Below are 9,295 nucleotides of genomic sequence, written 5' to 3'. Positions count from 1 at the left end.
GTATTAGCCCTCGTTTCCAAGGGTTGTCCCGGCTTTATGGGTAGGTTACCCACGCGTTACTCACCCGTCCGCCACTGCCCACGAAGTTCGACATTCGATATTCGATATTCGACCCAAGTAGTCTTTATGGTCTTTTACACCACACAAACTACCTTAAATCGAACCTCGAACCTCGAATATCGAACCTCGAGTAGGCCGTTCGACTTGCATGTGTTAGGCACGCCGCCAGCGTTCGTCCTGAGCCAGGATCAAACTCTCCAAAAAAAGTTATTCAAACTTCTACTATTGAAGAAGATGATTCGCTCATGATTTATTTTGAAACTCCTTCGAGTTTCTCTCATTGGCTGTCCTTGTTGTTTAGTTTTCAAAGACCATTAATTTTCCTTAGCCATTTTGCGGCCGGATTTACATTTTAGCATTTCCAACTCTCGTTGTCAACAACTAATTTTCAGTTCCGATCAAGCAGCTTGAAGCCTTGACTCCTTACATTTCGATCACTGTGCATCTTAGCTCATTTGGGCCGGATACATATCTTAGCATTTACAACTTCAGTTGTCAACCACTAATTTGCTTCATCTCAAATTGAAAAGTTCGGAGCTTTTACTCGTTTGCTTTTCAGTCGTTGTGCGTTTTTAGGCGCTCAGTAAGAATACACCCTTTAGCATGTGCTGTCAACTGTTATTTTTCAATTTATGGTTTGCACCGTTCATAATTATTTTAACACCTTGGGCAATTGCACAGAACTTGCCGATTATTAATTTGTCCCCTAAGAATTCATAATGGTGTTCACCAACGCCTGGAGCTTCCTCCGCCTCCACCTGAACCACCACCGCCACCGAATCCGCCACCACCGCCGCCTCTGCCCCGGAATAACATTCCCAATATCAAGCCGAAGAAGAAACCGTTAAACAAGCGCTGATCAACCCAAAACAACAGGATGATCAGGATAAAGAAAATAACTTTAGCCCAAGTTGGCAGGGGCTCATCCGTTGTGGACGAAGATGTATCGGGTAACGCTTGTGGCGAATTAATTTCTAAGGCTACTTGATACTCTTTAGCCACTTCAAGAGCTAAGGCACTGTATCCATTCAGAATCCCCTGATCATAATCATTCTTTTGAAAATACGGGATCATATACTCATCTTGAATTTGACCCGTCTTGGCATCCGGCAAGGCTCCTTCCAGCCCATAACCGACCTCAATCCTAGAGGCTCGATCCGTTGGAGACACAAGAATGAGCAGTCCATTGTTCAATTTTTCATCACCGATCCCCCATCCCCGCAAGATAGCTAAGGCATGTTCCTCAGGTGATGTTCCGTTCAGGCTTTTAACCGTGACGACCACGATCTGAGCCTTCGTTTTTTGCTCCAGAGCGGCAGACGTTCGCACAATCATTTGTTCCGTAGTTTGATCCAAAACGTTAGCCTGATCTAAAACGAAAAATTCACTGCTCGGCCGAGGGATGGGATGGTTGTCCGCCCTTAAGGGAGATGCTATCGTGAGTAAAAATAAAACTAACAGCACAAGAAGGGGTATCCTCTTCATAGGGCTTCATTCCCTTCGTTAAAACCTTCTTTACTTTAAAAGTTAACCGCTGGGACGTTGTTTACATTGGTATTCGGTTTGAAGTAATCTCTTTGTTCGAAGCCAAAGATTCCGGCATAAAGTACTGTTGGAGCCGTCTTGATTTTGGCATTGTAGCTCTCAACAGAATTGTTATAGTCCATCCGAGCGGTAGCAATGCGGTTTTCTGTCCCGGCTAGCTCATCTTGTAAGGTCCGAAAGTTTGCATCCGATTTGAGCTGAGGATAACTTTCGGATATGGCTAATAATCTTCCTAGAGCACCAGTTAATGCCTGGTCAGCTTGAGCTGCATCTCCTACAGTTGCAGCACCGGCTAATTTTGCTCTTGCTTCAGCAACCGCTGTAAAAACTTCTTTTTCCTGCGAAGCATATCCCTTTACGGTCTCTACTAAATTAGGAATCAAATCTGCTCTGCGCTGCAATTGGTTTTGAACCTGGCTCCAACTTCCATTAACACTTTCCGAGGTCCTTACAAGATTATTGTAACCAGAGATCATCATCACTACCAGAAGGACAATTATACCTACTGGAACTATCCATTTTTTCATCAAAGCACGCCTCCTCCTATTAATTAGTTCTACCCAAATTCACCTCTAGTTTAACATTAGATTTGAGCACAAACAACTCGATACCAAAGATCCTGAAGTTTCTCCCAAGTTGCACTGAATTTCTTGGTGTAAGGAGATTGTCTGCATTCTATACGAACACCACTATCTACTACCCCATTGCTCCCTGCTGCATCATAAACATTTTGTGATAAATCCCTTCATTAACCAAAAGTTCAGTATGCGTACCCCTTTCTACGATTTTCCCATTGTGAAGGACCAAAATAAGATCAGCATCCTGGATCGTAGAAAGGCGATGAGCAATCGCAATCGTTGTACGCCCCTTGCGCATTTTTCCTAAGGCCGTTTGAATGGCCTCTTCGGTTTCCGTATCTACACTGGCTGTTGCTTCATCCAAGACAAGGACTTTCGGTTTACCAGCCATTGTCCGAGCAAAACATATAAGTTGACGCTGACCGCTCGACAAAGTCGCCCCCCTCTCTCCAATCGGTTCCTCAAATCCTTTCGGAAGCTTTCGAACGAATTCATCAGCCTGAACAAATGCAGCCGCTGCTTCTACGTCTTTCTTAGTCACTGAAGGCCTAGAAGGCGAAATATTTTTGGTGATATCTCCGAAAAATAAAAAGGGGTCTTGAGCCACTAGCCCAACTTTCGAGCGCAACTCTTCATCAGAGAACTCAGACAAATTGACCCCATCAATGAGGATTTCGCCACGAGTAACCGGATAGAAACGCATGAGGAGATTGGCAACCGTGCTTTTACCGCTTCCAGTATGCCCTACTAAGGCCACGGTCTGTCCTGGATAAGCGATGAAACTAATCTTTTGCAAAACATCGGATCGACCGTCAGATGAACCGTTGTAAGAAAAACTAACCTCCTTAAATTCGATCTGGCCATTTAGAATTGAGAGAGGCTCAGTGGCTCTGCCAGTCATAGGAGTCATACGCTCATCATCCAAAATCTCAAAGACCCGTTCGGCTGCAACCAACGATTGCTGAACTTGAGACAACCTCTGCATCATCATATTAACGGGTTCGAAGAAGCGATCTAGATAGTTAATGAAGGCATAGAGTACTCCAATTTGAATGGGTCCTTTCAGGGATTGAAACCCAAAGAAGTCTAACACAAGAACAAGGGCAAAGGTGTAAATTAAATCAACTGCCGGTCGAACAAACAGGCTTTCTAAGCGGATGTTATTGATTGCTGCCCGATAATAGGCGTTATTTATCACACCGAACTCTTGCTGGAAGCGCTTTTCTTGGCGCATGGCCTGGACGATATTCATCCCTTGGATGGATTCATTTAATTTAGCATTGAGGAGACTCAGTTCTTTTCGCATAGTCCGGTAAACTTTCGTACTCAACCGTCGGTACATATACATTAAGCCAAGAATGACAGGAAGCAAGACAAGGCAAAACGTGGCTAGTCGAACATCTAGACTAAACATGGCAATAAAGATAGCAATTAGAAAAATAAGATTTTGCACTAAGGTCGCAAGAACACCAACGAATAACTCCTTGATCGCTTCCGTATCATTTGTAATCCGTGAGACCAAGGCCCCGCTAGGAGTTTTGTCAAAAACCACAAGGCCAAGGCTTTGAACATGATTAAAGACATCCACTCGTAATTGTTGAATCACCTTCAGTGCAATCTGATTGAAGCTGACCAGCTGATAATAGTGTAGCCCTACTGAAAGAATATGAAGGCCTAAATACCCGCCTCCCAGGAGCACCAGATCCCGGGACTCGAAGGAACGCGGCATTAAATGACGATCGAGAAAGATCTTGACTAGGATCGGACCGACAACATCTGCGAAGGTGGCTACAAGTAAGATTACCGAAGCAACACTTAAGGCTTTGTAGTGGGGTTTGAGATAGTTAAGTAAGCGTCGGATTACCATGTCATGCTCCCCCTTCCTCAATCAGAGATTCTAACTGCTGACTTCGGTAAGTGGAAGCATACCATCCCTCGACTGCCATGAGTTCGGCATGAGAGCCCTGTTCAGTAATTTTCCCAGACTCAATAACTATGATCAAGTCCGCGTGTTCAATAGCACTCAATCGATGAGAGGAAATCAGCGTTGTCTTTTGGGACCGTTTTTCTTTTAAGCCCTGTAAAATGGCCTTTTCTGTTTTGGCGTCCACAGCCGACAGTGAATCATCTAAAATAAGAATTTCTGGTTGGAGTAAGAGGGCCCGTGCAATAGATATTCGCTGTTTTTGCCCGCCTGAAAGGGTTACGCCCCGATCTCCAACCAAGGTGCCATATTTATCTTGAAAATGCAGGATATCCTTGTGAATGGCAGCTATATCCGCGGCCGCTTGGATTTCCTCCAAGGTTGCTTCTGGTTTGCCAAACGCGATATTCTCTGCAATCGTCGTGGAGAACAGGAAGTGATCCTGAGGAACATAGCCAATCCCTTGTCGCAAGGATTCTAGCCTTAGGTCATAAATCGACAGTTCGCCAATCTTAATATCTCCCCCGCAAAGATCAAACTCCCGCAGGAGGAGACGAAAAAAAGTAGTCTTCCCGCTCCCCGTTCTTCCGACAATGCCCAGGGTTTGCCCCTGATTGACTACGACGTCAATCTTTTCAAGAACCAATGATTGAGTCCCTGGATAAGAGAATGAGGCCATCTCATAGGTTACTTGTCCGCTGGGGACCCTGTCCACAGCCCCCTCCTGGTCATAGATTTCGTCTTTAACATTAAGCAACAAATTTACTCGACCATAAGACGCCCGTCCACGTTCTAGGATGTTAAAGAGCCAGCCAAATGCCAGCATAGGCAGTAAGGTTATGAGGGTGAGTTTCCAACTGATAAAAAAGGCCATGGAAAAGACAACCAGACTCCCTGTCGTCAGGGAATCGACAAGAGTCAAAACCCCCATCCCAGCGGTCATTTCTATCGCTTGAATATCGTTAGTGGCATGGGCCATTAAATCTCCGGTTCGATGCTGCTGATAAAACTGCCGCGATAAACGTATAAAATGTTCAAAGAGCTGCTTCCTAAGCAACCTCCCGAGCCGACTCGAAGCACCGAAAATTAGCAAACGCCAGATATACCGCAAACTGTAAGCTGTTAACCCAGCAGCCAAAAGAAGCAAAGACCATTTGAGCAAGCTTCCTTGGGTCAGATTTCCTTTGCTGGCTCCGTCCACGATAACTCGTACCACATAGGGTGGAAACAAATTGATAATAGCTACGCAGATCAGAACTAAAATCCCTATCCCGTAGCTTTTCTTTTCTTGCTTAAAGAACCACATTAACTCTTTAAAAAGAAGCATCTGCTTTTCCCTCAAATCTAATCAACCAATACAACAATCATTCAGTAGAACTTGCAATCATTTTTTCTTTTTTAATTTACTTTCCGCTTGCCTTTTTATATTCTCAGCAACTCTAAATTTAACGATCCTACTTATTAGTGGATATGGTAGTGGCTTATCTATAGGAAATTGTACTGACCCTTTTGCTCCCTTATATTCCGATAAATCCTGTTTAAATGCCTCAATGCCACTGGGGGCTGGATAAAATCCGATATGATTTTTAAAAGCAGCAAAATGCACCAGATTTCCATGTAACTCAAAAGTAGGCATTTGATAGCTTATCTTTTCTTTTGCATCAGGCGCAGACTCTTTGATAACTTTTCTTAACGCATTAAGTATTTCCTGAATCTCAGGAGGGAATTTTAAAATATTTATATAACCCCGGGGTAATTCCATCGACATTATTAATGAGCAAATAAGTTTCAAACACATGGCGAGCCCCTGCCGAAGGAACGTTTCGCAAGGTTGCTGTTCCTTGGAAAACCTCTTTAACTCCTTGAGTACACCATAACAGATAAGAAAGTTGATCCATCGTTAACGGTATATTGGAATAACGCCTGATGCTTTTTCGTTGTTCAATGACTGTTCGAACATCTACGAACTCGGTTATTATTTCACTGGGTTTGGGTAGCTTAACGACCGGTTGACTCTTGTCGTATTCCAATTGGATTGGTGGTTGAGGCTTGCCAGAAGACTGATCTGATGGACCAAGATTACTATGCTTTGTTTGTTTGATAAACTGTTGTCCTATTGAGTCCATGAATTCAACCCCTATTATCGTTTTGCTTTTTAGTCTGCCCTAGCTCTTAGGCATTATTATCTTAAATAATCTTGACCAGAAAAAGGATCTTAACTTTCAACCAACTCACCAGGAGGATTCCCGGTTCGCAGAGGCAGAGTTTCTCTGCCCTTTAGTATAGCTTCATACCCTATGGATGTGGCAATCATACCTGCTGACTCGAGACTCTTGCGTGACAGAGCATTGGGAATGCAAGGCTTTCAAGGTGCGATTTTACTATTTCTAAAAAATATAGGATTCTATAAGGCGACCTTTGGCAAATCGCTCGGGATGGAATAAACTAACGTCGATCAGCTCAGTTCTGCCGTTCAAGATCAAATCTGCTATGATTCGCCCAGCGGCAGGAGCGTGCATAAAGCCGTGCCCGCTGAACCCGTTAGCCAAAAAGAATCCTTTCAATTCCATTGCTTCGCCAATAATCGGATGAAAATCAGGAGTTTGTTCACAAATTCCCGTATAGGTACGCAGCCATTTTATATCGATGGTGGAGGGGATTGTTTCCATCGCAGCCCCAAAAAAATCTTCAGCTACAGATTTGTCAACCACTTCTGCCAATCCAGGCCAGGTGTCTTTGTCGGTTCCCCCCAATAATACCGTCTTGCCGCTAGCTTCCTGATGCAAATAAAAACCGGAGGCTAAATCCACAATCGTGGGCGTAGCCTTTGGCACATCTTTCGGGTTGGTACATACGTAAACTTGCCGGCGGAAGGGCTGCACAGGAAGCGCAATCCCTGCCGTTGCAGCTAACTGGGCAGCATACGGACCGGCCGCATTCACGATGAGTGGGCACCAAATCGTGCCTTGCTTGGTTTGGACACCTTTAATAGTATCTCCATGATGAATGATTTTTCTAGCTTCCCGGCCGAAATGAACCTCAGCACCTTGACGGCGCACCGCTGCATAAAGTCCTGCCAAAACGGCAATGGGGTCAGCATAGGCATCCCACGGGCATAATGTTCCCCCCAGGAAGCGGTCTCTGTTGAGATATGGGAAATTGCTTAGTAGTTCTTGATGGTTTAAGAACTTCATAGGGATGCTTTCTGACTCAGCATGTTCCGTTGTCAATTGCAAATGATTCCACAATACCTTATTAGCGGCCAACATTAAATACCCCTTTTCTACGTACCAAATTGGGGTATCAAAAGCCGACTCGAAATTACGGAAGAAATCTCTACTGAGAAGACTTAGGCGCCGAAAAGCTGGGGACTGCTGAATTGATAGCGGATACCGCCAGTGCCTTTGCCGGTAGAACCCAAGCCCAGTATTTTCTCCTTTTCCAATATAGTGATCGATAGTTTGGGATCTGCCTCCAGAATATGATAAGCAATGCTTAAGCCAATAATACCAGCACCAATAATTATAATATCCGCATTATGATGTTCAGTACTGATGTTCATTATGTTCCACCTGCCTGCTCAAATTTTGGCTGCTAAAATGTTTAGCGTGAACATAATTGCCCTCTTGGTTATCTCTTCACACAAATGTGGCGGATTGTCTGGCTTAAATCCTTCCGGCCGTAGATCTCTACAATTTAAACTTCCAAATTCTTTTTCAAAGTCTTTGGCAAAGTTATGGCATTTATCTACTATAGCCTCATGTTCTAGTCCATTTTCTTTTCCTTTAATTCCGATAAACATTAATGATCCTGTAACTAATCCGCACTGAGCTCCATACCTACCTGCTCCTGGCATTCCAATTGCTGCATCAAGAATTTGGAGGTCTAAATCAATTTTAAATATTTCCGAAAAAATCAGTAATGAAGTAATAGCACAGTTCAAATCCTCTTTCCAATAAAGACTGTGAACTCTTTCGTTAATATACTCGCGATATTGCATATTTAACTCCTAAAAAAGAATTTACCGCATTTAGAATTAACCTTCAAGAAAAGGAACCACCTATAGTGGTTACAACTAAATGCAGTTGTCTAGAGTAAATTACTAAAATATTTCTCTAAGAGATATTGACCTTCCACTTAAGTGGAGGGTCTATAATTTTATTAAGGACGTACTTGCTTGAACACTCCCCCACCTACGCCGAAGGGCTAAGAGGAGGGGGATTCTAAACCTTCATTGAGAACCGCCCTTCAGCCAGAGCCTCTAGGTCTTACGTTCACTCCAGTTCATCACGTGATGGTCTAACATCCATCACGCGGCCCGGTCATGGGCGCTACGCCACTGTCGAAGATGCGGACACACTTCGACTCGACGATACTTTGTTTCTTGATACTTGGGCATTTCTCGGCCTGCGGTGATCTCTCCCTCCATGCCTTTATTTCGAATATTGGACGCTCCGACAACATCTCGATGACCGGTTGCTTTGCACGCTGGGCAACCATAGTTCCTTGAATGTTGTTTGGTGAAGGTCCCACAGACAGGGCAGGTTCCCGAGGTATAGGCCTCATTGATTTTCTCAAGGATAATCCCATGACGTTTGGCTTTATACTCCAGCATTCTTCGGAGTTCACCGAACGGCCAATTCGAAAGTTTTTGATTCACGTTACGTGAACGCTTGTTATGCGAGCTTTTTTGAACCCCATCAGGGTTTCCTAAGTATAGTTTCTTAATTCCACGTTTGACACACCAATCGATGGCCATTTTGGAGAGACAATGCAGGGCATAGTCAACCTTTTTGGAAATCCAAGCTAAGAAATTTTGTTTCCTACGAACCAGTTTCCAGAAGGCCTTGGAACCTTTACGCTTTTTGGATATCTTTTTCGAAAGCTGAGCTAAGACTTTATTTCTTAATTGATACAACGACCGAAGTTCTCGCGCGGTGAGAATAAGGTGTTCTTTTCCATCCGTTAGAGTCAACGCATGAATCTCCCCTGGATCAGCCCCGGCGATGCCGGAGTCTGTAACGGTGATTAACTTTGGTTTCTCGATGGCTAGGTGAAGCCAATATTGATTGTAAGCCCAAACGATTTCGGCCGAATGGATAGACGTAAAGGGAATATGTTTGGGTCGTTTAATCACCAAAGACTCTTCATTTCGGCCATTCGAAAAGACAATGCAATCGGTCTTTTC

The 9,295-nt window shown here is 44.0% G+C and carries 8 protein-coding genes, 1 rRNA gene and 2 pseudogenes; all 11 read right to left on the bottom strand.

What is annotated here, in order from left to right; all coding sequences use genetic code 11:
- Window positions 1-264: ribosomal RNA gene (locus JL57_RS07275) — 16S ribosomal RNA — on the bottom strand; the annotation flags it as partial.
- Window positions 265-695: 431 nt separating this feature from the next.
- Window positions 696-785 (bottom strand): annotated as a pseudogene (locus JL57_RS33780) (acetyltransferase); the annotation flags it as partial.
- Between the two features lies 1 nt (window position 786).
- Complete coding sequence (locus tag JL57_RS07270) at window positions 787-1,524, bottom strand: YgcG family protein (protein ID WP_291299803.1); 738 nt, start codon at window positions 1,522-1,524, stop codon at window positions 787-789.
- A 56-nt stretch (window positions 1,525-1,580) separates the two neighbouring features.
- A complete protein-coding gene (locus JL57_RS07265) occupies window positions 1,581-2,132 on the bottom strand; it encodes a LemA family protein (protein WP_034141392.1) in 552 nt (183 codons plus the stop codon).
- 169 nt (window positions 2,133-2,301) lie between these two features.
- Window positions 2,302-4,050 (bottom strand): ABC transporter ATP-binding protein, encoded by a 1,749-nt coding sequence (locus JL57_RS07260; RefSeq protein ID WP_034141391.1) that lies wholly within the window; start codon window positions 4,048-4,050, stop codon window positions 2,302-2,304.
- Between the two features lies 1 nt (window position 4,051).
- Window positions 4,052-5,434 carry an ABC transporter ATP-binding protein gene (locus JL57_RS07255; protein ID WP_034141390.1) on the bottom strand — a complete coding sequence of 461 codons (1,383 nt, stop codon included), beginning with the start codon at window positions 5,432-5,434 and terminating at the stop codon, window positions 4,052-4,054.
- A gap of 57 nt (window positions 5,435-5,491) precedes the next feature.
- Window positions 5,492-5,875, bottom strand: coding sequence for an iron chaperone (locus JL57_RS07250; protein WP_291299804.1), 384 nt, complete (start codon window positions 5,873-5,875; stop codon window positions 5,492-5,494).
- Window positions 5,823-6,233 carry a nitroreductase family protein gene (locus tag JL57_RS07245; RefSeq protein WP_291299802.1) on the bottom strand — a complete coding sequence of 137 codons (411 nt, stop codon included), beginning with the start codon at window positions 6,231-6,233 and terminating at the stop codon, window positions 5,823-5,825. Before JL57_RS07245 ends, JL57_RS07250 begins: the two co-directional genes overlap by 53 nt.
- A 261-nt stretch (window positions 6,234-6,494) precedes the next feature.
- Window positions 6,495-7,669 (bottom strand): annotated as a pseudogene (locus tag JL57_RS07240) (FAD-binding oxidoreductase).
- Between the two features lie 18 nt (window positions 7,670-7,687).
- On the bottom strand, window positions 7,688-8,107 hold the full coding sequence (locus tag JL57_RS07235) for a C-GCAxxG-C-C family protein (protein WP_034141388.1): 420 nt from the start codon (window positions 8,105-8,107) through the stop codon (window positions 7,688-7,690).
- Window positions 8,108-8,416: 309 nt separating this feature from the next.
- Window positions 8,417-9,295 (bottom strand): RNA-guided endonuclease TnpB family protein (locus JL57_RS07230; RefSeq protein WP_034141387.1); only part of this gene is annotated, 879 nt, incomplete at its 5' end.

Source organism: Desulfosporosinus sp. BICA1-9, assembly GCF_000802135.1.
Note: the sequence above shows the minus strand (reverse complement) of the source record. Positions and strands in the feature narration are given on the sequence as shown.